This is a genomic window from Paenochrobactrum gallinarii, assembly GCF_014205685.1.
GTDB lineage: Bacteria > Pseudomonadota > Alphaproteobacteria > Rhizobiales > Rhizobiaceae > Paenochrobactrum > Paenochrobactrum gallinarii.
The window spans coordinates 1-25,611 of sequence record NZ_JACIIU010000004.1; the positions used below are offsets into that span (position 1 = coordinate 1).

The window sequence follows — 25,611 nt, forward strand, 5'->3', positions numbered from 1 at the left end:
AAGCCACGAACGATAGTTTCTGACAACGGGACAGAAATGACCAGTCATGCCATTCTCAAGTGGTGTCAGGAGACAGGCATTGAATGGCACTACATAGCGCCTGGCAAACCAATGCAAAACGGGTTTGTCGAAAGCTTCAACGGTAGTTTCCGCGACGAATGCCTGAACGAGACCTTGTTCTCATCGCTCGCTCAGGCACGCACCGAGATCAAAGCATGGAAGGATGATTATAACAAAAACAGACCGCATTCCTCACTCGGCAATGTCACGCCGAATGAGTTCGCAATAAAAATGGCTCTAGAAAAACGGGCCGCTTAAGGCCAATAGTATAACCTAAGACTCTACTGAAAAATGGAGGAGCATTGGGGCCCAGGTCAATTCGTTAGCCATCACCGCTTTCAAAGGCTAGACTAATGTCTAGATTTGAACTTGAAACGCGCTTTGCAAGCTTAGAGAAACTTATACAGAAAGCAGCGACAAAAGGATTGGATGAGGAACACGCATCATATCTTTGTAAATTAGGGTGCGTTCAAGTTTGTGGTAATCTTGAGCGATGCATTGAAATAATCATTTGCAATCGGCTTTCCAACGCACCAAAACAATTCTCCAGCTTTCTCAAAACTTACTTTAAACGTGGAACGAATTATGATTGTGATAATATCATAGCATTATTACACAGACTGGATACAGACTGGGGGCATAAATTCAAAAACAATATAAAAGATAGCGATAAAGAAAGTATAAGCTCGTGCTACTCGGTTAGAAACTCAATCGCTCATGGTGGAGGTCAAAGTTTAGGGATAAAATCTTTACAGCAATACTATAATGCTAGCTTGAATATTGTCGCGGAAATTGAGCAAGCTGTGCGTTGACACCTTAATATAGATAACCCTTCAATCCTGCGTTTTCAGAGAAATTTAAAAACTATATCTATTACATGTTCATCCCCCCCAGAGCGCTAATGCTTTCTCAGCATCCGCCCTATGGTCTCTAATGCGATAGATAGTCTGTCTGGTCAGGCCTGTCTCCTTAGCAATAAAACTAATAGACACGCCATCTGACAAGCTAGACACGACCTTATCGAATGTAGCACGGTCATAACTAGGCTTCCTGCCTTTATAGTTATCCTCACCAGCCCTAGCCTTTGCACCCGCTATGCCAGCCTTCTGAGCCTCCTTAGTAGCCTCAGTTTGCGCTTGTGCAGTTGCAGCCATGAACGCTATCAGTGCGTCTCTAACAGCCATTTGGATAGGGTCTGTGGTTGAGCCATCGAATGTCATGTTATTGATCACAGTCTTGATGATCACACCACGGCGCATGAATTCCCTGATAGTGTCCGTAACGTCTGCATAGTTACGCCCTAAGCGATCAACCCAACGCACCACTAGAACGTCACCAGCGCGTAGCATATCAAACAAGCGCCTCCCCTCAGGACGATCTTTCATTAAGACACTGACACCAGATACACCATGATCAGCAATGACCTGATCAAACATAAAACCAGCAGCCTCAGCCTGTGCCTGTTGGTGGTCTAGGTTCTGCTCTGAGGTTGATACACGGGCATATAGAATGGTCGCCATAATATCCTCTTAGGGTGTACGTTAGATATATGTCCGAATGAATATGTGTACGAAAATAAATAGTCAACCCTAACGGACAAAAATAAATACACATTACATATGACCGCTAAGGTATACCCTATCGGACATACAGGCAGATGCCGCATGATCTAAGTGTGTCTGTCATTATCTGAATGGTTATACTCTTGTGCCTAGACCCTATCATAACATGACCAATCCAAATGCTTATCATTCATGCGTGTTTGAGACACTGGAACTAGGAAAAGCATAGGCCACGGGGGGGAAGCGATAATTCCACATATCCGATTACCGCCTGACATTTTTTCTAAAAAACAATCCGGTTATTGAACTGACTGAATGATCAGACACCAGATAGCAGGGATTATGATTATTCACTGTAGCGTCAGACCGCCTAGAGCGAGCCTGCCGAGAGGCTCCCTTAGAGAATCAGACGAATCAAATAATGATATTTAGAACAATCACGACTAAAAGCGTGGTACGTAAATGGGGTACGTAGCGTGGTACGCGGCCAACATTTCAACACTGCTAACTTATTGATTTTTAATGATAAGTACACTTCATATAGTGAATGGTGGAGCCAAGCGGGATCGAACCGCTGACCTCTTGCATGCCATGCAAGCGCTCTCCCAGCTGAGCTATGGCCCCATCAATCTTTGCTGCTTTTAAAGCAGGATGAACCGGGTGTTCATCTTAAAGATTCGCAAGTTTTAAACTTGCTATGGCGGCTACTTAAAGCGAGCCGCAAAGAAGATCAAGAGGTATTTTTCAACTCTTGTAAAAGTTTTGCACTTTTGTGCATAACTATTTGAAAATCGGCGGATATTTAAGCTTAATACCCGCCAATCTCTTAACTCGAAGGCGAAAATCAGCCTTCGTCGTCTTCATCACTGACACCGCCGCCGATCAGGCCGGTCATGTCATCCTCGTCATCTTCTTCTTCGAGGAATGTGTCGTCGCCGTCATCATCGAGCTCGACATCATCATCCAGATCCGGAATATCATCATCCTTCACATCACCATCTGCATCTTCAAGCGAGATGAATTCAGGTGCATCGGACGCAACATCCACGCCTTCTGCCTCTTCTTCTTCTTCTTCACGGCTATCAACCGATGTTTCGAAGTAAGAACGCGGATAAGATTGTCCTGTGTAAGGAGAAACAATCGGATCGCGATTGAGGTCATAAAATTTGCGACCCGTTTCCGGATCAATACGTTTAGTACCAAGTTCAGGTTTTGCCACGTCAAGCCTCGTCATTTTACTGGCTACAGCAGTCCGCGCAGGCACCTCACGAAGCCAAGCATCAGGACACGCCTTTTACGGTGTTTTTCCGGTGCATAAACGCAATTGTACACCTTTGTCAAAGACAAAGACGATATTGCCTCATCTTCGTCGCATGTTCTACATGTTTTTATCGCTCTTTCGCACCTTCACACTTGGTGAAAAGCCGCATTAAGGCACAGGATATTGTTTTGCAGGATGACCGCGTGAGCAAGCTGTGCTAGGAAAGCAACGCTTTTATCAATCCTGGTCGTTAAGACAGCGACCCCTTAATGCGACAAGCGAACAAACGAACATGTCCCATTCTGCTTCCCCGAAACCTGCAACCGCCCGCCGCTCATCAGAGCTGAAAGGCGAAATCCGCATTCCGGGTGATAAATCGATCTCGCACAGATCCTTCATGTTTGGCGGCCTCGCCTCCGGCGAAACCCGCATCACCGGCCTTTTGGAAGGTGAAGATATCATCAATACCGGCCGCGCCATGCAGGCCATGGGTGCCCAAATCCGCAAAGAAGGCGATGAGTGGATTATTAACGGCACCGGCAATGGCTGCCTGCTCGAGCCGGAAGCACCATTTGACTTTGGCAATGCCGGTACCGGCGCCCGCCTCACCATGGGGCTGGTTGGTGTTTATGATATGAAAACCACCTTTACCGGTGACGCATCCCTTACCTCGCGCCCGATGGCGCGCGTTCTCGACCCTTTGCGCCTGATGGGCGTGCAAGTCGAAGCAGCAAGCGGCGACCGTATGCCTTTGACCCTTCGCGGCCCTAAACTTGCAGCACCGATTCGCTACCGCGTACCGATGGCATCGGCTCAGGTAAAATCTGCCGTATTGCTGGCCGGCCTCAACACACCGGGCATCACGACTGTGATTGAACCGGTGATGACCCGCGATCACACCGAAAAAATGCTGCAAGGTTTTGGCGCTGATTTGAGTGTTGAAACCGATAATGACGGCGTGCGCCATATTCACATTGTTGGTCAGGGCAAGCTCACCGGCCAGACCATTGATGTACCAGGTGACCCGTCTTCAACCGCATTCCCGCTGGTTGCAGCTTTGCTTGTTGAAGGCTCCGATGTCACCATTCGCAATGTTTTGATGAACCCGACCCGTACAGGCCTCATCACCACCTTGCAGGAAATGGGCGCGAATATTGAAATTCTCAATGCACGCCTTGCCGGTGGTGAAGATGTGGCTGATTTGCGCGTTCGTGCATCAGACCTCAAAGGCGTCACCGTTCCGCCGGAACGCGCGCCTTCCATGATCGACGAATATCCGGTGCTGGCCATTGCTGCCAGCTTTGCCGAAGGCGAAACCATCATGGATGGTCTGGATGAACTGCGCGTCAAAGAATCAGATCGTCTGGCAGCAGTAGCCCGCGGACTTGAAGCCAATGGCGTGGATTGCACCGAAGGCGAAATGTCATTGACGGTTCGCGGCACTCCAAGTGGCAAAGGTATTGGCGGTGGCACTGTTGCCACCCATCTTGATCACCGTATTGCCATGAGCTTCCTCGTGATGGGCATGGCCGCAGAAAAACCGGTGACCGTTGATGACGGCAATATGATTGCCACATCTTTCCCTGAGTTTTTCGAGATGATGCGCGGTTTAGGGGCTCAGTTTGATGACTAAAGCTTTTACCATTGCCATTGATGGCCCTGCCGCTTCTGGCAAAGGAACCCTTGCCCGCAGGCTGGCCGAGCATTACGGCTTCCATCATCTGGATACAGGCCTGACCTATCGCGCAGTTGCCAGAACCATGCTGGATCAGGCTTTGCCGTTAAACGATGAGGCGGTCGCGGAAGCGATCGCCCTTTCTGTCAGCCTCAACCATCTTGATCGCAATGTGCTGGCTGCTCACGATGTGGGCGAAGCCGCTTCCAAAATTGCGGTGATGCCGGCTGTGCGTCGCGCCCTTGTCAAAGCGCAGCAAAACTTTGCGCAAACCCTGCCCGGCACCGTACTGGATGGCCGCGATATCGGCACGGTTGTCTGCCCTGATGCGCCGGTCAAACTCTATGTCACAGCTTCGCCTGAAACTCGCGCAGAACGCCGTTATCAGGAAATATTGTCCAAAGGCGGCCAAGCCGTTTACGATGATGTTTTAAGCGATCTGAAGCTTCGTGACGAGCGCGACATGGGCCGCAGTGATTCTCCATTGCGTCCGGCAAGCGATGCGCACTTGCTTGATACGACAAAAATGGATATAGAAACGGCGTTTCTGGCTGCTCAAAAGCTGATAGATGCGGCATTAGCCCGTCATTAGTTTTATCTGTTTGCCCAGATCATAAATACGCCAATCTTATTTTTTAAGATTGGGATACTTGTACTACACCTGCTTTGCTCCGCGTTCACCGCGCCGGATAGTCTCTTGATTTTATTCAAGAAACGGAACCGGAGCCAGGCAATTTGAAACACGAACCACCGGCGCTCAGTATCCGACTATATGACGGATACTTCAGGAGTTTACATGTCACAAATGAATCCTACACGCGAAGACTTCGAAGCTCTTCTGGCCGAATCTTTTGCATCTAATGACCTTGCAGAAGGTTACGTTGTCAAAGGCCGTATCGTTGCCATCGAAAAAGATATGGCAATCATCGATGCTGGTCTGAAGGTCGAAGGCCGGGTACCGCTGAAGGAATTTGGCGCCAAGGGTAAAGACGGCTCAATGAAGCCGGGCGATGAAGTCGAAGTTTACGTCGAACGCATCGAAAACGCCCTCGGCGAAGCTGTATTGTCACGTGAAAAAGCACGTCGCGAAGAAAGCTGGGTCAAGCTTGAACAGAAGTTCAACGCCGGCGAACGCGTTGACGGTGTTATCTTCAATCAGGTTAAGGGTGGCTTCACCGTTGATCTGGACGGCGCAGTTGCATTCTTGCCGCGCTCACAGGTTGATATCCGTCCTATCCGCGATGTAACCCCGCTGATGCACAACCCGCAGCCGTTTGAAATTCTCAAAATGGACAAGCGTCGTGGCAACATCGTTGTTTCACGTCGTACAGTTCTTGAAGAGAGCCGTGCGGAACAGCGCTCTGAAATCGTTCAGAACCTTGAAGAAGGTCAGGTTGTTGAAGGCGTTGTCAAGAACATCACCGATTACGGTGCGTTCGTTGACCTCGGCGGCATCGACGGTCTGTTGCACGTTACCGACATGGCATGGCGCCGTGTTAACCATCCATCGGAAATCCTCACCATCGGCCAGACCGTTAAGGTGCAGATCATCCGTATCAACCAGGATACACATCGTATCTCTCTCGGCATGAAGCAGCTTGAGAACGATCCTTGGGATGGCATTGGTGCGAAATACCCAATCGGCAAGAAGATCACCGGTACTGTAACCAACATCACCGACTACGGTGCATTTGTTGAAATCGAAGCCGGCATCGAAGGCCTGATCCACGTTTCAGAAATGTCGTGGACCAAGAAGAACGTACACCCAGGCAAAATCCTGTCCACAACACAGGAAGTTGAAGTTGTCGTTCTCGAAGTTGATCCGGTCAAGCGCCGCATCTCCCTCGGCCTCAAGCAGACCCTTGACAATCCATGGACAACCTTCGCTCAGAAATATCCGAAGGACACCATCGTTGAAGGTGAAGTTAAGAACAAAACCGAATTCGGTCTGTTCATCGGTCTCGATGGCGATGTAGACGGTATGGTTCACTTGTCCGACCTCGACTGGAACCGTCCGGGCGAACAGGTTATCGAAGAATACAACAAGGGCGATGTCGTTAAGGCAGTTGTTCTTGATGTAGACGTCGAAAAAGAACGTATCTCGCTCGGCATCAAGCAGCTGACCGGCGACAGCGTTGGCGAAGCAGCAACTTCAGGCGAACTGCGCAAAAACGCAGTTGTTGCATGTGAAGTAACCGCTGTAACCGACAACGGTCTGGAAGTACGTCTGGTTGACCACGAACTGGATAGCTTCATCAAGCGTTCAGATCTGTCCCGTGACCGTGACGAACAGCGCACAGAGCGTTTCTCCGTTGGCCAGAAGCTCGACGCACGCGTCATCGCTTTCGACAAGAAAACCCGCAAATTGCAGGTTTCCATCAAGGCTCTCGAAATCGCTGAAGAAAAAGAAGCAGTTGCACAGTACGGTTCGTCTGATTCAGGCGCATCGCTCGGCGACATTCTTGCTGCAGCAATGAAAAAGTCAGAAAACAACTAATTTTCTGACCAAGCGAAAAGCTTAAAAAAATGCCCGCCGATATCCCTATCGGCGGGCATTTTTGTTTGTACTTATTGGCTTTGCAATCAGGCGATCTGCAAGAGCTTGATCAGGCCGAGGCTGATGGTGACCAAGAACAGCAGCGATAAAACGGCTGTCAGTGTAACCCGACCACCGGCCTGCGCCACCGAGCGCACATCAACACCCAAGCCCAATGCCGCCATAGAAATGATTGTCAGAACCGTTGCGGTGTGCTGGATCACCGGCAGCAACGCTTCAGGGATGACACCCAGTGAGCGCAAAGCCAGCATGCCTAAAAAGCCGATAATGAACCAAGGCACCAGTTTGCTTAAACCCGGACGCGATCCTGCCTGACTATTACCATAGATGAGCGCCAGCACGAGAATAACCGGCCCCAGCATCAAAACACGCACCAACTTGACCAATGTGCCCAATTGCAGGCTCAACGCGCTCACAGGGGCTGTAGCGGCCAAAACCTGCGGCACTGCATAGACAGTCAAACCAGCCATCACGCCATATTGGGTGAAAGACATATCTAAAAGCGGCACCAGCAACGGCAATAGCAGCACAACCACCACACCCAGAATAGCAGTAAACGCAATAGATGCTGCCACATCATCGCTTTTAGCCTCAATCACAGGCGCAGCAGCGGCAATAGCCGAGTTGCCGCAAATCGAATTACCGCAAGCAACCAGCATCGCCATTTTCGATGGCAAACGTAACAAGCGACCGATGCCGTAGCTCACCGCAATTGTCAGCATAACAACCGCTGCAATACCGGTAATCAATCCGGCACCAGCGGCAACAATAGCCGATGTGCTGATTGATGCACCAAGCAAAACCACGGCAATTTCCAGTAGCATTTTTGCGGAGAAATTAATGCCGCCGGTAAATTTTGCCGATGGTCGTATGGTGGAGCGAATGGCAGTGCCAAGCAAAATTGCCAGCACCAGCGCCTCCAGCCAGGCGCGGCCAAAAATTTCAGCTTCGATCATTTCCAGACCAACCGCCACCAGCGCCACACCGCTGCTCAGCAGCACACCCCGCCAGTTTTTGTGAACAAATGCGTTTAACTTTTCTGTCATTGCCATACACTTTGAGACTAGAGCGTGTCGCGCTTAATCATATCCGCAGCGCTCGCTCTAATGTTTAATTTTACGCCTGTCTTTATCCCAAAACCGGTATCCACTTTTGGGAGACATGCTTTATTTTTCTCATCTTATGCAACAAATTATCTGTTCAATCCATTTCATTATATGGCATGATTTGTTCGATTAAATCGAATAATGGTAGTGTAATGACGCTGGAACAGCTCCGCATTTTTATTGCAGTCGCCGAGAAAGAACATCTGACTCAGGCGGCCAGTGAACTCCATCTGACGCCTTCGGCCGTCAGTTCGACCATCCGCACCTTAGAAGATCGCTATAGCGCCACCCTCTTCAACCGGATTGGCCGCCGTATTGAACTGACCGATGACGGACGGATTTTTCTGGATGAAGCGCGCGCCACCTTGGCGCGTGCCCGTGCAGCCGAATTGACCCTGTCGGAACTCGGCGGATTAAAACGCGGCAGTCTCTCTATTTTTGCCAGCCAAACCATTGCCAGCTATTGGATGCCGCCTCTGCTTGCCCGCTTCAAAGCTGCATTTCCGGCCATCAATGTGGCACTGCATATCGGCAATACCCATAGTGTTGCCGAGGCCACGCGCGAAGGCATTGCCGATTTAGGTTTTGTTGAAGGCACGATCCACGAACCGAGCTTAAATATAAAACGCGTGGGTGAAGACCAGCTTGTTCTGGTGGTTGGCAAAGACCATCCATGGATTCCCCATCCGCCTGCCGGTTTTGCTGATCTTGTGCAAGACGGACAATGGATTTTGCGTGAGGAAGGATCCGGCACCAGAGCCGTTTATGAAGATGCTTTGCGCGCGCAAGGTTTTGCACCTGAGCAACTGAAAATCGCGCTGGAACTTCCCTCCAATGAAGCGGTTTGTTCTGCCGTTCAATCGGGTGTTTATGCAACGGTGATTTCTGAACTGGCCGCCGCGCCGCATCTCTTATCCGGGCGACTGATCAGAATTGCCATGGCACTGCCACAGCGCCAGTTTCTGCTGGTTTCGCATAAAGAACGCTATCGCACCAAAGCCGCGCAGGCTTTGATTGATTTATTGCCAGCATGTTAGAGCGTGCCGCACTTAATGTTAGCCGCTGTGCTCGCTCTAACCTTCTGTTTTTTAAGCATGTCTTTATCCTAAAACCGCTGCCCACTTTTGGGAGACATGCTCTAGCGTATTTGCTTCAGCAAAGCCTGATCGGGGAAGCAGGTTGGTTGCATCCCTGCTTTACTCTGCCAAAGGCCGATGGAACGGCGAGTTTTAAAACCAGCCAAGCCATCAGGATTGCCGACATCATAACCATGCCCTTGCAGCCTCTTCTGCATAGACGCCACATCGGAACGATACATCTGACCGACCGGTCCCCAAGAGGTTTTAAAATTATCAGCACCATAAGCGATACGATCACCAACATGCCCGATAAACAAGGCATAAAGATCGCTCATATTATAGGCTTTCAGCACATAAAAATTCGGCGTCACGATAAAGGCGGGGCCATGCCGGCCAGCAGGCATCAGCAAGAAACCTTCACCTTTTAACTCATTGGCCGGAAAGGCTTTGCCGTTCACACGTTTGATGCCAAGACGCGCCCATTCAGCAATAGTTTTGCCTTGATCAGGGCCCTCCAGCGAGCAGGAAAGGCTTGCCGGCACATCCACTTCAAAGCCCCAGTCCCTTCCGCGCTGCCAGCCTGAATGGTGCAGATAATTGGCGATCGAGCCAAGCGTATCCGGCACGGAATTCCAGATGTCGCGTTTGCCGTCGCCATCAAAATCCACCGCATGTTGCAGATAAGAGGTAGGCATGAATTGTGGCTGACCTAATGCGCCTGCCCATGAGCTTTTCATGGCATTTGTATCAATAAGCCCACGCTCAACGATTTGCAGCGCTGCAATCAGCTCTTTGCGGAACATGTCCTTACGCGTTGCCATAAAGGCTTTGGTGCCAAGCACTTCAAATGCATTATAAGGGATTTTCACCCCGCCAAAGCCGGATTCACGCCCCCAGACAGCCAGCAAGGTTTGCTTTGGAACGCCATATTGCTTTTCAACAGCCCCGAGCACAGAGGCATATTGCTTCAGCCGCGCCTGCCCGCCTCGGGTCAGTTGCTGCATGGTTTTAGCGTTGAAATAATTGGCTGGCGCGCCGAATTCTGCCTGTGTTTGTTTTTTAGGTGTTGTCGGCTTGGTGCCTGGAATAACCAGATCCGGTAACTTCCAATTGATGCTCACACCGGCAAAAGCCTTATTGAAAGTGCCACTCGAAACACCTGCGGCTTGCGCTTCAGGCCACAGGTCTTTGACGAGCCAATTCTGAAAAGCTTTTTCAGTAGCGGCTTGATTATTTTGCGCCTGAGCAGCACCAAAATGTGCAAAAAACATCAAAAAAACACTCAAAAACACGTAAAATCGCAGCAACACTTTGAAAAAATAGCAGCGATTTTGCATAAATTTGAACCTTTTTTACTGATTTTCACTAAAAACTGGTACGTGCCCGCAGTGCCGCCGACAAAGTGCCTTCATCCAGATAGTCAAGTTCGCCACCCACCGGCACACCATGTGCCAGACGCGTGACTTTCACTTCAAAACCGGAAAGCTGATCGGTGATATAATGCGCGGTGGTTTGCCCTTCGACGGTGGCATTCACCGCCAGAATAACTTCCTTAATCACACCTTCGGATACGCGCTCCACCAATGTGCGAATATTGAGATCATCAGGGCCGATGCCATCAAGCGGCGACAAACGCCCGCCCAGCACATGATAGCCGACATTCATTGTGCCAGCACGCTCCAATGCCCAAAGATCAGACACATCTTCCACCACGATCAACATGGACGGATCACGGCGCGGATCGGTGCAAATGGTGCAAGGCTGCGCCGTATCGACATTGCCGCATGTGTGACAAATGCGAACTTTTTCGGCAGCCTCCTGCATGGCGCCGCCAAGCGGCACCAGCAAAGCTTCTTTTTTCTTAATCAGATGCAAAGCAGCGCGACGTGCCGAACGTGGCCCCAGCCCCGGCACCCGTGCCAATAGCTGAATCAAGCGTTCGATTTCGGGGCCGGCAATACGTTTGGACATGGTTTATGCAATCAATGAGGAGACATGAAAACGGCAGCGCATTTTTTGCACTGCCGCAAATTTTAAATAATCAGAACGGCAGTTTGAAGCCCGGAGGAATTGGCAGACCAGCGGTGAGAGCCTGTGTCTTTTCAGCCATTTGCGCTTCCAGCTTTGCCTTGGCATCATTGTGTGCTGCAATGATCAGGTCTTCCAAAATTTCGCCTTCGCCTTCCTTCATCAATGAAGGATCGATGTTAAGCGCCGACAAAGTGCCTTTGCCGGAAAGGGTCACAGAAACCAGACCGCCGCCGGAGCTTGCAGTAGTTTCCAGATTGGCGATTTCTTCCTGCATGACTTTCATCTTAGCCTGCATTTCTTTCGCCTGTTTCATCATGCCAAGCATGTCACGCATAAGAATTACTCCTGTTCACAACGCATAAGAACATAGCCTTACCCGCCAAATCAAACTGATCGATTATTCATCGTCTTCCGAAGATATATCGATGAGGTCTGCGTCTATATCAATATCCAGATCGGAATTTTCCGGTGCTGAAATGCGCACATCGGTGATTTTTGCTCCCGGAAAGGCTGCAAGAATGGCCGCAACATCCGGATCAGCGCGCGCATCCGTTACCAGAGTTTCGCGGCGCTCTGTTTCTGCCTGTGCAACGGTTTTACCATCCACATCACGCGCAACGGTCACAACCCAGCGCACACCTGTCCAGCTCAGCAGCTTTTGCGAAATATCGCTGGCCAAGCTTTTAGGTGCATCATCGGTAAGGCCAATTTCCAAGCGCCCCGGTGCAATGCTGGAAAGCTTCACATAGGTTTTGACAAGAATTTTGAACTGCACATCACGATGCTGATCGGCAAGTGCAACAATATCTTCCAGACTTTTCAGCGGAACAGCCGGTGCAGCCTCGATTTCAGGTTGCTGAATTCTTTGCTGTGCCGGTTCCGGTGTGCTTTCCACCAGACGCATGACCGGCGCGGCAGCGCCATGATTACTAAGCGCGGCAGCGCCATGACTGGTAAGCGCGGCAGCGCCATGACTGGTAAGCGCGCCAGCGCCAGTGCCTTGCGCCATGACCATGCCTGAAACAGCCTGTGCCTGATGACCGCCGCCGCCATTTCCGCCATTGCCACCACCTGATGATGGCGCTGATGAACTTATCCCCCGCGGATTATGATCACCGCTTTGCAAGTCCTTCAAAGCTTCATCCAATGTTGGCAGATCAGCCGCATGTGCCAAGCGGATCAGCAACATTTCGGCTGCCTGTACCGGACGCGGTGCGGTTTCCACTTCCGCAATGCCCTTCAACAACATCTGCCATGTGCGCGACAAAACACGAATGGAAAGACGGCTAGAAAAATCACGGCCACGGCTGCGCTCATCTTCCGAGATCGACGCATCATCGGCAATATCCGGCGTAAAGCGCAGACGTGTCACCAGATGATTGAAATCCGCCAGATCTGTCAGCACGACAGAAGGGTCGGCCCCCACATCATATTGAGCGCGGAACTCTTTCAAAACACCGGCCACATCACCGCGCATCAGCATTTCAAACAGGTCGATAATACGCGCACGATCGGCAAGCCCCAGCATGGCGCGAACCGCATCCGGCTCCACCTTGCCGCTGCCATGGGCAATGGCCTGATCGAAGATCGACAGCGAATCACGCACCGATCCTTCACCAGCGCGCGCAATCATCGCAAGCGATGTGTCATCAACATCGATCTGCTCAAGACCGGCGATTTTGCGCAAATGTTTGGCCAGAGTGCCCGATTCGATACGGCGCAGGTCAAAGCGCTGACAGCGTGACAAAACCGTGATCGGTACTTTGCGGATTTCTGTGGTTGCAAAGATAAATTTTACATGCGGCGGCGGCTCTTCCAATGTTTTCAGCAGGCCGTTGAAAGCCTGCGTGGAGAGCATATGCACCTCATCGATGATATAGACTTTGTAACGCGCAGAGACAGGGCGGTAACGCACCTGCTCGATAATTTCGCGAATATCATCAATACCCGTATGCGAGGCAGCGTCCATCTCAATCACATCGACATGGCGGCCTTCCATGATCGCCTGACAATGTTCGCCCATCACCGACAAATCGATGGTCGGCTGATTAACGCTGTCAGACTGGTAATTGAGCGCACGCGCCAAAATACGGGCAGTTGTGGTCTTACCGACACCGCGAACCCCTGTCAGCATCCATGCCTGCGCAATGCGTGATGTTTCAAACGCATTGGAAAGGGTGCGCACCATTGGCTCCTGGCCAATGAGATCATCAAAGTTTTGCGGGCGGTATTTTCGAGCCAGAACGCGATAAGCGCCGTCTGCGGATGTCGTGTCCATTCAAGACCCTTCCGTTATCTGTTCGCTCGTATCTTCATCAATTGTTCGGGCGAGTATTGAAAGCTTAACACAGTTTGAAGCTGCGATGCCAATACACAAGATGTGTCCCGCACAAGAAAAAGAGAAAGGAAAAGGTGGGAGGCTGGCACGGCGACCCGTGCCTTGCTCGTTAGGGCTGCTTCCTTCCGGACCTGACCCGGTTGGCGAGTGGCTCGTCCACCACCAACCTCCCAAGGTTCATATCGTCAATTCGGCTACAAAAAGCAAGCCATGTTCAAAAAAAACTGTTATTGATTGCATTATGAAACAGTTCGCTCTCGATGACAGGCTTAATGCCGACACTTTTCCCGTCATGTCGCTTGGTCTTTGTGACCTGCGGCTGATGAATGATCAACGCTGGCCGTGGCTGATTCTGATCCCGCGTCGCCCTGATTTGACCGAGCTTTTCGATTTAACACCGCTCGATCAGACCATGCTGACATTCGAATCAGACATGGTGGCCAAAGCGCTGAAAAACGTCACCGGCTGCGACAAGATCAATACCGGCGCGCTTGGCAATATTGTTCGCCAGCTCCATTGCCACGTCATCGCCCGCAATGAGGGTGATGCCGGCTGGCCGGGTCCTGTCTGGGGTCATGGTGTCCGCGTGACTTACAGTGAAAGTGACGCCCAAAGCCTCATCGGAAAAATCCGCAACGCTTTATAATTTTTCCAATCAACCAGCAAAAGCCATGTGCATGTCCCTTCCCCTGTTTCAATTCCCGGATAATGAGCCGAGCAAACTGGTCGGCTTTGCTGGCAATCGTCTTGATCGCCAATCGGAAAAGCGTAGCGATACAGCAAGCCATGATGCTTTGGCGCAAAGCGACACGCGCCTGATGGTGCTGGAAGGCGGCAGGCTGGTGCTGGATTATTCAGATCCTGCCAATCCAAACGCTCTTTTCAGCCTTGAACAAGTGCAGGACTTTCAGCCTGATCTGGACAATGCCATTTTGTTAGGCTTGCAGGATGGTTATTCCGTGCTGGCTGTCACGGCACAGATCAACACTGATAATTTGGGCGAACCACTTAAAGCCGTTCCCTATCGCGCCATTTATGTCGACAATATCCTGCCAGACGATATGACCGGCGCGATGGCAGAAGCGATTGCCCTCGATGCATGGCATAAAAACCACCAGTTCTGCGGGCGTTGCGGACAAAAAACCTCGATGCGCGCCGGTGGTTTTAAGCGCACTTGCGATGCCTGTGACACGGAAACGTTCCCGCGCACCGATCCGGTGGCGATCATGCTGCCGGTGCGTGGCGACAAGTGTATTTTGGCACGCAGCCCGCATTTTGCTCCCTTAACCTATTCATCGCTTGCCGGTTTCATTGAGCCCGGTGAAACGATTGAAGCAGCCGTGCGCCGTGAAAGCGCAGAGGAAATGGGGCTTAATATCGGGCGGGTCGGCTATTATGCCAGCCAGCCCTGGCCGTTTCCTTATTCGCTGATGATCGGTTGCCATGCGGAAGTTTTATCCGATGATTTCACCGTTGATTTTGGCGAATTAGAAGACGGGCGCTGGTTTTCCCGCGATGAAGTTCGCCTGATGCTTGCTGGCACGCATCCGGACGGGCTGATCACACCGCAGAAAAATGCGATTGCCAGCCATCTGATTGCCGCTTGGGCCAATCTGGACGCATAAATAAAAAAGAGCCGGATAAACCGGCTCTCTTTGATTATTATTCTGCCGGAAGGGCTACCGTATCGCGGAAATCAGAACCGCGATAAACGCCTAAAATCCGTATTTCTGTTGTGAAAAAGCCCAGTTCTTCCAGTGCCAGACGCACGGAACGATCTTCCGGATGGCCTTCAATATCCGCATAAAACTGTGTCGCCGTAAAAGCGCCGCCGATCTGGTAGCTTTCCAGCTTGGTCATGTTCACGCCATTGGTCGCAAAACCACCGAGTGCCTTATAAAGAGCAGCCGGCACGTTGCGCACACGGAACACAAAAGTGGTCATGATGCGGGTGTCGTCTGTCGGGCGCGGTTCCCATTTTTTGGTCTTCGACAAAACAACAAAACGGGTGACATTATTTTCAGCGTCCTCGACATTCTCTTCCAGAATATCCAGACCATAAAGTTCAGCTGCCAAGCGCGGTGCAAGCGCTGCCATTGATTTGTCACCTGCTTCCGACACGATGCGGGCAGCACCGGCTGTGTCACCGGCAATCACCGGCTTCCAGCCATTATCACGGATAACCTTACGGCATTGTCCCAGTGCATGCACATGGCTGTGCACGCTTTTGATATCTTCGCGCTTAGTGCCCGGCAAAACCATCAACTGAAAATGGATCGGCAAGAAATATTCGCCAACGATATGCATGTCAGACAATGGCAGCAGATAATGAATATCCGCCACACGGCCAGCCAGCGTATTCTCGATCGGAATCATCGCCAGATCAGCCGCACCACTTTCCACTGCATTAAAAGCATCCTCAAATGTCGGGCACGGCAGTGGCTCCATAAACTCAAACATATTACGGCAGGCGGTATCAGAATTGGCGCCTGCTTCCCCCTGAAATGAAATACGATTCGTTTTCACAGCCGTCTGTGTCATTTGGAATGCTTTCTATAATTAAAATTAAAGCGCTTTAGCGATCATCTCGCGGGCGCGGTCGAGATCTGCCGGAGTATCAACGCCTAAAGGTTGGCCGCTGACCAGTTCGACATCAATGCGCATACCGTTTTCCAGTGCGCGCAATTGTTCAAGGCTTTCCCGCTGTTCTAAATAGGAACGCCCCAAAGAGACAAAGCGCTCCAAAGCAGCGCGCTTATATGCATAAAGTCCGATATGGTGATAAAGCGGGCCCTCGCCCCAAGGAGCTGTCGCACGGGTGAAATAAAGTGCGCGCAGGCGATTCTCTTGTGCCAGCGGTGAGCCGACGATTTTCACGACATTCGGATTGGTTTTTTCTGATTCTGCTGTAATTTCGACACCCAGAGTGGCGATATCAACGTTAGCATCATGCAGTGGTGCCAAAGCCTTGATGATCAGCTCGGCTCCAATGGTTGGCAGGTCGCCCTGCACATTGATAACCGCTTCCACCAGACCATCAGGATCAAGTGTTTGCAGCGCTTCATAAATACGATCGGAGCCCGATTCGTGGTCGCTGCGTGTCATCACGGCTTCCAGTCCGTGTGCCTGTACTGCCTGTAAAACCTCAATACTATCGGTTGCAACAACAGTGCGCCCGAGTTTGGCCGCATGGGCACGCTCTGCCACATGCACGATCATCGGCTTACCGCAGATATCGGCCAAAGGCTTGCCAGGCAAACGGGTAGAACCCATTCTTGCAGGAATTATCGTCAAGGTTTTCATGGTCTTCAACTTACGTTAGAAATTGAACAGAACAGACAGAATTGCCGGACATTACTGATAAAGTGTCAAAACGTCACGGGTGTTGCACCCCTTATAAGTGTTGCAAGAAAGAAGTAAAAGCCCTAGTTTCCCGCCCAATGCGGGGATTTTATAACGATGTTTGCCTTCCAAATGAGGTCTATAGAGCCGGCTTTGGAAAGCGTTATGATAGAGGAGCGCTGACCACAGATGAATTCAAGCCGAGCTAACAAGTTTTTCATGGCCCTTCTGGCCACTATATTTGTTGTCATGACAACAAGTCTTCTTTCTGATTCGCTATTTCATTCGCCAGCGCCGGAAAAAGCCGGCTTTGCGATTGAAGTTGCCGATGGTTCGGCACCTGCTGCCGGTGGCGGCGCGCCTGCTAAAGAAGAAGTATCGATCGCAACCTTGTTGCAAACAGCTGATGCAGAGCGCGGCAAGAACGTTTTCAAGCGTTGCGCTGCTTGCCATACCAATGAAAAAGGCGGCGCTAACAAAGTTGGACCAAACCTTTATGGCATTGTTGACCGTCCGGCTGCTTCAGTTGATGGCTTCGGCTATTCAGCTGCGATGAAAGAATTTGCCGCTGGCGGCAACAAATGGGACTTCGACCATCTCAACAAGTTCCTCACTTCGCCTAAAGGCTTCATCAAAGGCACAAGCATGGGCTTTGCCGGCGACAAGAAAGACAATGAACGCGCTGATCTGATCGCTTTCCTTGCAACTCTTGCCGACACACCAGTGCCGATGCCAAGTGCGGATGCTGCACCGGCAGCGGAAGCTCCGGCGGCTGAAGAACCAGCCAAGGAAGAGCCAGCACCAGCTGCACCGGCAGAAGATAAACCTGCCGAGGAAGCTCCGGCTCCGGCTCCGGCCAACTAAAACGAACGCGCTTGACTTAAAAAGCCGGATCATTTGATCCGGCTTTTTTTATTTGCGCATAGTTTGTGCATCAAAGACCTTTATTCCTCCACAAAATTCAATAAGTTGTTCTTAATGGATAGGGTTCAATAATCTTGGAGGCGTTTTGATGCGGCTATTGGGGATCGGTGCTACCGTCATTGCGGTATGGGCAGGAACAATCGCACTCTCATATGCAGATGAGCCGCAATGGCGCACGGCAACCAGCCTGACCGGCGAACCTGCCCACGCCGACAATTTTACCCGCTATGATTATGTGAACCCCGATGCGCCTAAAGGCGGCACGCTCAACCAAGTGGGTGTCGGCAGCTATGACAGCCTCAACCCATATGTGGTGCAAGGCGTTCCCGCTGCCGGTCTTGTCGAATTTGGTGGTGGTTTATTATATGATACATTGATGACCGATGCCCTTGATCAGGGCTCAACTATGTATCCGCTGATTGCCGAAGCCACTCAATATCCGGATGATTTTTCATGGGTGAAGTTCAGGCTCAACGAAAAAGCCCGCTGGCACGATGGCCAGCCCATCACCGTTGAGGATGTGATCTGGTCTTTTGACATTCTGAAGAAACAATCACCTATGTATAATAAATATTACGGTGATGTGGTTTCGGCTGAAAAGACCGGCGATCATGAGGTGAAGTTCACCTTCTCGCAGAAAAACAATCGCGAATTGCCACAGATTTTAGGCCAATTGGTCGTCCTGCCCAAACATTGGTGGGAGGGTAAAGATTCAACAGGCAAACAGCGTGATATCACCCGCCCGACATTGGAAAAACCATTAGGATCAAGTGCTTATAAAATCGAAAGCACCGTTCCGGGCAAAACGATTATCTGGTCGCGCGTTGATGATTACTGGGGCAAAGACCTGCCTGTAAATATCGGCCGCAACAATTTTGACCATATAAAATACGAATATTTCCTCAGTGAAGACGCAACATGGGAAGCCTTTAAAAAAGGCGGCATCTATGATTATCGTCTGGAAAACAGAGCACAGCGTTGGGCGGAACAATATAATTTTCCAGCCTTTGAACGTGGAGATGTTTTGAAAAAAAGCTTCGAAATTCACTCTTCCGGGCGCATGCAAGGCTATTTCCTCAACAACCGCAAAGAAAAATTCAGTAATATCAAAGTGCGTCAGGCGCTTACATTATTGTTCGATTTTGAAGCCGCCAACCGCATGTTGTTTTACAATCAGTATAAGCGCATCAACAGCTATTTTGCCGGTATTGATTTAGCTTCTTCCGGCCTGCCGGAAGGGCGTGAGAAAGAAATCCTCGAAACCGTGCGTGCAGAAATTCCGGCTGAAGTTTTCACGGAAGAATTCAAGCTGCCGGTTTTTGATGCCCCGCAGAAAACCCGCGAATATTTGCGTGAAGCGATCAAACTTTTTGGCGAAGCAGGCTGGACACCCAAAGACGGCAAGTTGAAAAATGCCGCTGGTCAGACCTTCGCAATCGAGTTTTTGGGCAAAGACCAGACCGATGAGCGCATCTTCAACCCATATATCAGCAATTTGCGCCGTGTTGGTATTGATGCCTCAATCCGCATTGTTGATACCGCCCAATATCAGGCACGCGTCAATGATTTTGACTATGATGTGATCTCCACCATCATTGCCCAAACCTATTCGCCGGGCAACGAACAACGTGATTTCTGGGGTACAAAAGCAGCCGATTTTAAAGGCAGTCGCAATTATGCCGGCATCAAAAATCCGGCAATCGACAAGCTTATTGATTTTGTCATTTATGCCAAAGACCGCGACGAACTGGTGGCAGCAACCCATGCGCTCGACCGTGTGCTTCTGTGGAACTACTATGTTGTGCCGCAATGGTATTCAGAAACCATCAATATCGCTCATTGGAACAAATTCGGCATTCCGGAAAAACAACCGGATTATGCCGGCATTGATCCATTTTCATGGTGGATTTTGCCGCAAAAAAACAATTAATAACTTAACAACCAAAAGGAAACGAATAGGTCTTAAGATGCACTGATGCGTTACTTTCCTTTTTGACCTATGCGCATAAAAATAATGAAGACGATATGCGATGCGCGGTGCATAGTCTGATACACCGCGTGATCAGCCAACAGTTAAGGCGAATAAATGGGTGCCTATATTTTACGCCGCTTATTGCTAATGATCCCGACAATGCTTGGAATTATGGCAATATCTTTCGCTGTGGTGCAGTTTGCACCGGGCGGGCCGGTTGAGCGGGTGATTGCACAATTATCCGGACAAGGCGGCGACGCCTTAGACCGCCTTTCCGGTGGTGGCGGTGATATGAATCAAGGCAATAGTTTTGATAGCCCGTCCGGTTCCAAATATCGTGGCGCTCAAGGGCTTGATCCGGAATTTATCGCCAGTCTGGAAAAGCAGTTTGGCTTTGACAAACCGCCATTAGAACGCTTTGGCCAGATGCTGTGGAACTATATGCGCTTTGATTTTGGCACCAGCTATTTCCGCGATATCAGCGTGCTGGATCTGATCAAAGAGAAAATGCCCGTTTCCATCTCACTGGGGCTGTGGCTGACTTTTTTATCTTATTCCATTTCCATTCCGCTCGGCATCCGCAAAGCGCTGAAAGACGGCTCCCGTTTTGACACATGGACAAGTGCTGTCATCATTGTCGCTTATGCTGTTCCAAGCTTTCTGTTTGCCATTTTGCTGGTGGTGCTTTTTGCCGGCGGCTCATTCTTCGACCTCTTTCCGCTGCGTGGCATCACCTCCGATAATTTTGATCAATTGAGCCTTGTTGGCAAAATTACTGATTATCTCTGGCATATGGCTTTGCCGGTCACGGCACTGGTGCTTTCTGCCTTTGCCACCACCACTTTGCTGACCAAAAACTCCTTTTTAGAAGAAATCCGCAAGCAATATGTGACGACAGCACGCGCCAAAGGCTTGAATGAACGACAGGTGCTTTACGGCCATGTTTTCCGCAATGCGATGCTGATCGTTATTGCCGGTTTTCCGGGTGCCTTTATCTCCGCCTTTTTCACTGGTTCCTTGCTGATCGAAACCATCTTCTCGCTCGACGGACTTGGTCTGCTTGGCTACCAATCAATTCTTAACCGTGATTATCCTGTGGTTTTTGCAACGCTTTTCATTTTCTCGCTCGTTGGCTTATTTGTCAGCCTTCTCTCCGATCTGACCTATACATGGATTGATCCGCGCATTGATTTTGAGCGGAGGGACGTGTGATGAGCGACACAACAACCACAATCACACAGCCAAAGGTCAAGCGCCCTTTTTTGTCGCCGCTTAACCAAAGACGCTGGCGCAATTTCAAGGCGCATCGCCGTGGCTGGTATTCTTTATGGATTTTTTCCTTCCTGCTGATCGCTGCCCTTTGCTCCGAACTGATCGCCAATGATCGCCCTATTCTGGTGTCCTATAAGGGTGAATTATTAGCGCCTGTTCTCATCGACTATCCGGAAGAAAAATTCGGCGGCTTTTATGCGGTCACCGATTATCGTGATCCGGTCATTCAAGATGAAATCAACAGCAATGGCTGGGCTTTGTGGCCGCCAATCCGCTATTCATACCGCACTGTCAATGATGCCATTCCGCAGGCTGCTCCTTCCAAACCCTTCTGGCTTTACACCAAAGAAGAGCGCTGCCAGCGTTATCCGCTGGGCGTGGAAGACCCCAATTGCACCTTTGGCAATATGAACCTGCTGGGCACCGACGACCAGGCGCGTGACGTGTTTGCCCGTGCCCTTTACGGCTTCCGCATTTCGGTTCTTTTCGGCCTTGTCCTCACCGCGGCCTCGGCCGTTATCGGCGTCACTGCCGGCGCTGTGCAGGGCTATTTCGGCGGCTGGGTTGATCTGCTATTCCAGCGTTTCATCGAAATCTGGTCGTCGATTCCGGTGCTTTATCTGCTGCTGATTATTGCCGCTATCCTGCCGCCCGGCTTCTGGGTGCTGCTCGGCATTATGCTTTTATTTTCATGGGTGGCTTTTGTCGGCGTGGTGCGTGCCGAGTTTTTGCGCGCCCGTAATTTTGAATATGTGAATGCAGCGCGCGCATTGGGTGTTTCCAACCTGACCATCATGTGGCGGCACTTATTGCCCAATGCGATGGTGGCAACGCTCACCTTCCTGCCATTTATTTTAAACGGTTCGATCACCACCCTCACTTCGCTGGATTTCTTAGGCTTCGGCCTGCCACCAGGATCTGCCTCACTGGGGGAATTGCTGGCGCAAGGTAAAAACAATTTGCAAGCCCCGTGGCTTGGCATCACCGGCTTTGCTGTCATCTCTGTCATGCTGTCGCTGCTGATCTTTATTGGTGAAGCCACACGCGATGCTTTTGACCCGCGAAAGTCGTTTCAATGAGCCATCAACAACCCCTACTCTCCGTTGAAGATCTCTCGGTTGCCTTTCATCAGGAAGGCCGCACCAGCACTGCTGTTGATCATATCTCATTTACCATCGACAAAGGCGAAACCGTTGCGCTGGTTGGAGAATCAGGTTCCGGTAAATCCGTTTCCGCTTTATCCGTGCTGAAGCTTCTGCCTTATCCGCCCGCAAGCCACCCGAGCGGCAAAATTCTGTTTGAAGGCAAAGACCTGCTCAACATGCCGGAAGCGGAATTGCGAAAAACCCGTGGTAATGACATTACCATGATTTTTCAGGAGCCGATGACCTCGCTTAACCCGCTGCATGTGATTGAAAAACAGATCAGCGAAATCCTGAAAATGCATCAGGGCATGAGCGAGAAGGCCGCGCGTGAACGCACATTGGAACTGTTACATGAAGTGGGTATTCGCGAGCCTGAAAAGCGCCTGCAATCCTATCCGCATCAGCTCTCCGGTGGTCAGCGTCAGCGTGTCATGATCGCCATGGCGCTCGCTAATAAGCCCAAATTACTGATTGCCGACGAACCAACCACGGCACTTGATGTCACTGTTCAGGCACAGATTTTGCAATTGCTTGCCGATTTAAAAAAGTCGCAAGGCATGTCGCTGCTATTCATCACCCATGATTTAGGGATTGTGCGCAAAATTGCCGATCGTGTTTGCGTGATGACCAAAGGCAAGATTGTCGAAAGCGGCCCTACGGCGGAAATTTTTGCCAATCCGCAGCATGAATATACCAAACACTTGCTCGCTGCGGAGCCTAAGGGTATGCCGCCGCGCTCCGATACATCCGCACCTGTTGTGATGCAGGGGCGCGATATCAAAGTCTGGTTCCCGATTAAAAAAGGCTTCATGCGCAAGACCGTCGGCCATGTCAAAGCCGTCAACGGCATCAATGTGGAATTGCGGGCCGGTCAGACGCTGGGCGTGGTGGGAGAATCAGGTTCCGGCAAAACCACATTGGGGCTGGCGCTTTCGCGTATGATTTCATCCCAAGGCGAGATCCGTTTTGATGGCCGTGAAATCAACAAATACAGCTTTGCCGATATGCGCCCCCTTCGGCGTGAGATGCAGATTGTGTTTCAGGATCCGTTTGGGTCGCTCAGCCCGCGTATGCCGGTGGGTGAAATTATCTCCGAAGGCCTGCTGGTACACGAACCAAAACTTGGCCATGAAGAACGTGACCAACGCGTGGTGGAAGCTTTGCGCGAAGTGAAACTTGATGCGGACGTGCGCTTCCGTTATCCGCATGAGTTTTCCGGCGGCCAGCGCCAGCGCATCGCTATAGCGCGGGCGATGGTGCTTAATCCGAAATTCGTGATGCTGGACGAGCCGACCTCAGCGCTTGATATGAGCGTACAAGCGCAAGTGGTGGATTTGCTGCGGGATTTGCAAGCCAAGCATAATCTGGCTTATCTTTTCATCAGCCACGATCTTAAAGTTGTGCGGGCACTCGCCAATGATGTGCTGGTAATGCGCAATGGTCAGGCGGTGGAATATGGCCCGTCAGAGAAAATCTTCTCTGAACCGGAAACGGATTATACCAAAGCACTGATGGCTGCTGCTTTCCATATGGAAACGGCTGATAAGGGGGGAGTAAATCAATGAGCGAGAAAGCCGCAAAATCAGGTAAAATCCTGCTGGCAACCTCTGGCTGGGATCCGGCCATCTGGATAGAAAACTTTGCTGACAAAGCAAAAGGGCGGGAAACCGTTTTGCCGGATGGTGATTTCAACCGTGAAGATGTGCATTATGCCGCCGTTTGGAAACAACAGCCCGGCTCGTTGAAAGATCTGCCTAATCTGAAGCTGATCATCTCGCTTGGTGCCGGTGTTGATCATGTTTTTCATGATCCGTTTATTCCGGATGTGCCGATTGTGCGCATTATCTCGCCGGATCTGACCATGCGCATGACTGAATATGTGGTTTGGCAGGTGCTTGACCATCATCGTTTGGGCAGGCGTTATCGCCAGCAGCAGAGCGAAAAAATCTGGCACGAAGACCGCCGCCAGCCAGCTGCCAATGAAGTGACCGTCGGCATTTTGGGGCTTGGCGTACTTGGCAGTGATGCCGCAGAAAAACTGATGAATATCGGCTTTAATGTGACCGGCTGGAGCCGTCGTGAGCGCCAGCTTGACGGTGTCACCACCTATCACGGAGCAGACGGCTTTAAAGCGTTTTTGAAAACCGCTGATATTTTCGTGTCTCTTTTGCCGCTGACACCGGACACCAAAGGCTTATTGTCGATGTCGATGTTTGCGCAAATGAAAGAAGAAGGCCCGCTGGGCGCGCCTGTTTTAATCAATGCCGGACGTGGCGGCTCGCAAAATGAAGCCGATATTCTGGCAGCGCTTGATCGTGGCATCTTGTCGGCAGTAACCCTCGACGTATTTCAGCAAGAGCCATTACCTACTGACAGCCCGCTTTGGACACATCCGAAAGTGACCATCACCCCCCATGCGGCGGCAGCCTCTTCGGCCAGCGCATTGGTGCCGGCAATCATTCAACAGATCGAAGCTTTCGAGCGCGGCGAAGTTTTACAAAACCTCGTTGACCGCAGTAATCAATATTAAAGCTTGCGCTTATAGCGAATGGTTTCAAAACGGCAGGCTAAAGCATCATAAAGCAACAGCCTGCCGATAAGCGGCTCACCAATGCCGGTAATGAGTTTAATCACTTCCATCGCCTGCAATGAGCCGATAATTCCGGGCAAAACGCCCAATACACCGGCCTCTGCACAAGCAGGTGCCGACCCCGCAGGCGGCGGCACCGGAAACAAATCCCGGTAACGCGGATTAAGCCTGCCTGTCTCATCTTTTGCATATGGTTTCAGCACCGTGACCATGCCGTCAAAACGACCGATTGCACCCGAAACAAGCGGGCGCTCAAGCACCTCACATATTTCGGCAAGCATATAGCGCGTTTCGGAATTATCGCAGCCATCGACCACAATATCGTAATTTTCGATCAATGCGCTTGCATTATCTTGGTTCAAGCGCAGGCAATGAGCTTCAACCGATATATGCGGGTTTTGCCGTGCAATAGAGCGCACCGCACTTTCCACCTTCGGCTGGCCGATAGCGGCTGTGTCATGAATAATCTGCCGCTGCAAATTGGAAAGTGACACATGATCATCATCGACAATGCCGAGCATACCGACACCTGCGGCTGCCAGATATTGCAGGATTGGCGAACCAAGCCCGCCTGCGCCCACCACCAAGACGCGCGCTTTTTTTAATTTCTGCTGACCCGCACCGCCAATTTCCCGCATGATAATATGGCGCGCATAGCGCTCCAGTTCCAAATCGGAAAAAGGGGAATAGCTCACGT

The 25,611-nt window shown here is 50.8% G+C and carries 23 protein-coding genes, 1 tRNA gene, 1 other RNA gene and 1 pseudogene; 14 read left to right on the plus strand and 12 right to left on the minus strand.

Features of this window, described 5'->3' with window-relative positions; all coding sequences use genetic code 11:
- Together FHS77_RS05855 and FHS77_RS05860 are read left to right on the plus strand one after the other, a co-directional pair.
- Positions 1-318: integrase core domain-containing protein (locus FHS77_RS05855; protein WP_184221290.1), on the plus strand; the 318-nt coding region annotated here is incomplete at its 5' end.
- Positions 319-413: 95 nt separating this feature from the next.
- Positions 414-872 carry a HEPN domain-containing protein gene (locus FHS77_RS05860; protein ID WP_184221292.1) on the plus strand — a complete coding sequence of 153 codons (459 nt, stop codon included), beginning with the start codon at positions 414-416 and terminating at the stop codon, positions 870-872.
- 69 nt (positions 873-941) lie between these two features.
- Here the strand turns inward: FHS77_RS05860 and FHS77_RS05865 are convergent, their stop codons facing one another.
- From FHS77_RS05865 to FHS77_RS05875, 3 genes are all read right to left on the minus strand, one after another.
- A complete protein-coding gene (locus FHS77_RS05865) occupies positions 942-1,580 on the minus strand; it encodes a recombinase family protein (RefSeq protein ID WP_184221294.1) in 639 nt (212 codons plus the stop codon).
- Positions 1,581-2,170: 590 nt separating this feature from the next.
- Positions 2,171-2,246 (minus strand) — tRNA-Ala (locus tag FHS77_RS05870).
- Between the two features lie 220 nt (positions 2,247-2,466).
- A complete protein-coding gene (locus FHS77_RS05875) occupies positions 2,467-2,841 on the minus strand; it encodes a TIGR02300 family protein (protein WP_184221296.1) in 375 nt (124 codons plus the stop codon).
- A gap of 334 nt (positions 2,842-3,175) precedes the next feature.
- On the opposite strand from FHS77_RS05875, the gene aroA reads away from it, so the two are divergent.
- The 3 genes from aroA (at position 3,176) to rpsA (ending at position 7,055) form a co-directional block, all read left to right on the plus strand.
- On the plus strand, positions 3,176-4,516 hold the full coding sequence (gene aroA, locus FHS77_RS05880) for a 3-phosphoshikimate 1-carboxyvinyltransferase (protein ID WP_184221298.1): 1,341 nt from the start codon (positions 3,176-3,178) through the stop codon (positions 4,514-4,516).
- Positions 4,509-5,150, plus strand: coding sequence for a (d)CMP kinase (gene cmk / locus FHS77_RS05885; protein ID WP_374786213.1), 642 nt, complete (start codon positions 4,509-4,511; stop codon positions 5,148-5,150). The genes aroA and cmk overlap by 8 nt, the downstream gene beginning before the upstream one ends.
- Before the next feature lie 204 nt (positions 5,151-5,354).
- Positions 5,355-7,055 (plus strand): 30S ribosomal protein S1, encoded by a 1,701-nt coding sequence (rpsA, locus tag FHS77_RS05890; protein ID WP_184221302.1) that lies wholly within the window; start codon positions 5,355-5,357, stop codon positions 7,053-7,055.
- A gap of 86 nt (positions 7,056-7,141) precedes the next feature.
- Here the strand turns inward: rpsA and FHS77_RS05895 are convergent, their stop codons facing one another.
- On the minus strand, positions 7,142-8,161 hold the full coding sequence (locus FHS77_RS05895; protein ID WP_184221304.1) for a YeiH family protein: 1,020 nt from the start codon (positions 8,159-8,161) through the stop codon (positions 7,142-7,144).
- A 212-nt stretch (positions 8,162-8,373) separates the two neighbouring features.
- On the opposite strand from FHS77_RS05895, the gene FHS77_RS05900 reads away from it, so the two are divergent.
- Positions 8,374-9,258, plus strand: coding sequence for a LysR family transcriptional regulator (locus tag FHS77_RS05900; protein ID WP_184221306.1), 885 nt, complete (start codon positions 8,374-8,376; stop codon positions 9,256-9,258).
- 101 nt (positions 9,259-9,359) lie between these two features.
- On the opposite strand, the pseudogene FHS77_RS05905 reads toward FHS77_RS05900, so the two are convergent.
- The 5 genes and pseudogenes from FHS77_RS05905 to ffs all read right to left on the minus strand — a co-directional run.
- Positions 9,360-10,499 (minus strand): annotated as a pseudogene (locus FHS77_RS05905) (lytic murein transglycosylase); the annotation flags it as partial.
- 166 nt (positions 10,500-10,665) lie between these two features.
- On the minus strand, positions 10,666-11,271 hold the full coding sequence (recR, locus tag FHS77_RS05910) for a recombination mediator RecR (RefSeq protein ID WP_184221310.1): 606 nt from the start codon (positions 11,269-11,271) through the stop codon (positions 10,666-10,668).
- Positions 11,272-11,341: 70 nt separating this feature from the next.
- A complete protein-coding gene (locus FHS77_RS05915) occupies positions 11,342-11,665 on the minus strand; it encodes a YbaB/EbfC family nucleoid-associated protein (protein WP_184221312.1) in 324 nt (107 codons plus the stop codon).
- Positions 11,666-11,728: 63 nt separating this feature from the next.
- Complete coding sequence (locus FHS77_RS05920) at positions 11,729-13,609, minus strand: DNA polymerase III subunit gamma/tau (protein ID WP_184221314.1); 1,881 nt, start codon at positions 13,607-13,609, stop codon at positions 11,729-11,731.
- A 134-nt stretch (positions 13,610-13,743) separates the two neighbouring features.
- An RNA gene (ffs, locus tag FHS77_RS05925) (signal recognition particle sRNA small type) lies at positions 13,744-13,840 on the minus strand.
- A gap of 70 nt (positions 13,841-13,910) precedes the next feature.
- Between ffs and FHS77_RS05930 the strand changes: the two genes are divergently transcribed.
- Together FHS77_RS05930 and nudC are read left to right on the plus strand one after the other, a co-directional pair.
- Positions 13,911-14,315: an HIT domain-containing protein gene (locus FHS77_RS05930; protein ID WP_184221316.1), complete on the plus strand. Its 405-nt coding sequence runs from the start codon at positions 13,911-13,913 to the stop codon at positions 14,313-14,315.
- 31 nt (positions 14,316-14,346) lie between these two features.
- Complete coding sequence (nudC, locus tag FHS77_RS05935; RefSeq protein WP_184221318.1) at positions 14,347-15,294, plus strand: NAD(+) diphosphatase; 948 nt, start codon at positions 14,347-14,349, stop codon at positions 15,292-15,294.
- A gap of 37 nt (positions 15,295-15,331) precedes the next feature.
- Here nudC and FHS77_RS05940 read toward each other — a convergent pair whose 3' ends face one another.
- Together FHS77_RS05940 and FHS77_RS05945 are read right to left on the minus strand one after the other, a co-directional pair.
- The gene (locus tag FHS77_RS05940) at positions 15,332-16,210 is read right to left on the minus strand and encodes a prephenate dehydratase (RefSeq protein ID WP_184221320.1); all 879 of its coding nucleotides are present in this window, start codon (positions 16,208-16,210) and stop codon (positions 15,332-15,334) included.
- A 24-nt stretch (positions 16,211-16,234) separates the two neighbouring features.
- A complete protein-coding gene (locus tag FHS77_RS05945) occupies positions 16,235-16,972 on the minus strand; it encodes a 3-deoxy-manno-octulosonate cytidylyltransferase (RefSeq protein ID WP_184221322.1) in 738 nt (245 codons plus the stop codon).
- Between the two features lie 228 nt (positions 16,973-17,200).
- Between FHS77_RS05945 and FHS77_RS05950 the strand changes: the two genes are divergently transcribed.
- The 6 genes from FHS77_RS05950 (at position 17,201) to FHS77_RS05975 (ending at position 24,854) form a co-directional block, all read left to right on the plus strand.
- Entirely contained in the window at positions 17,201-17,875 is a 675-nt protein-coding gene (locus FHS77_RS05950) for a c-type cytochrome (RefSeq protein ID WP_184221324.1), read from the plus strand.
- A 148-nt stretch (positions 17,876-18,023) separates the two neighbouring features.
- Entirely contained in the window at positions 18,024-19,865 is a 1,842-nt protein-coding gene (locus FHS77_RS05955; RefSeq protein WP_184221326.1) for an extracellular solute-binding protein, read from the plus strand.
- Positions 19,866-20,021: 156 nt separating this feature from the next.
- Positions 20,022-21,119, plus strand: coding sequence for a microcin C ABC transporter permease YejB (locus tag FHS77_RS05960; RefSeq protein WP_184221328.1), 1,098 nt, complete (start codon positions 20,022-20,024; stop codon positions 21,117-21,119).
- Entirely contained in the window at positions 21,119-22,258 is a 1,140-nt protein-coding gene (locus FHS77_RS05965; protein WP_184221330.1) for an ABC transporter permease, read from the plus strand. Before FHS77_RS05960 ends, FHS77_RS05965 begins: the two co-directional genes overlap by 1 nt.
- Positions 22,255-23,889: an ABC transporter ATP-binding protein gene (locus tag FHS77_RS05970; RefSeq protein WP_184221332.1), complete on the plus strand. Its 1,635-nt coding sequence runs from the start codon at positions 22,255-22,257 to the stop codon at positions 23,887-23,889. Before FHS77_RS05965 ends, FHS77_RS05970 begins: the two co-directional genes overlap by 4 nt.
- The gene (locus tag FHS77_RS05975) at positions 23,886-24,854 is read left to right on the plus strand and encodes a 2-hydroxyacid dehydrogenase (protein ID WP_184221334.1); all 969 of its coding nucleotides are present in this window, start codon (positions 23,886-23,888) and stop codon (positions 24,852-24,854) included. The genes FHS77_RS05970 and FHS77_RS05975 overlap by 4 nt, the downstream gene beginning before the upstream one ends.
- Here FHS77_RS05975 and FHS77_RS05980 read toward each other — a convergent pair.
- Positions 24,851-25,609 carry a molybdopterin-synthase adenylyltransferase MoeB gene (locus FHS77_RS05980; protein ID WP_343060960.1) on the minus strand — a complete coding sequence of 253 codons (759 nt, stop codon included), beginning with the start codon at positions 25,607-25,609 and terminating at the stop codon, positions 24,851-24,853. The two genes, FHS77_RS05975 and FHS77_RS05980, sit on opposite strands and share 4 nt — an antisense overlap.
- Positions 25,610-25,611 lie beyond the last annotated feature (2 nt).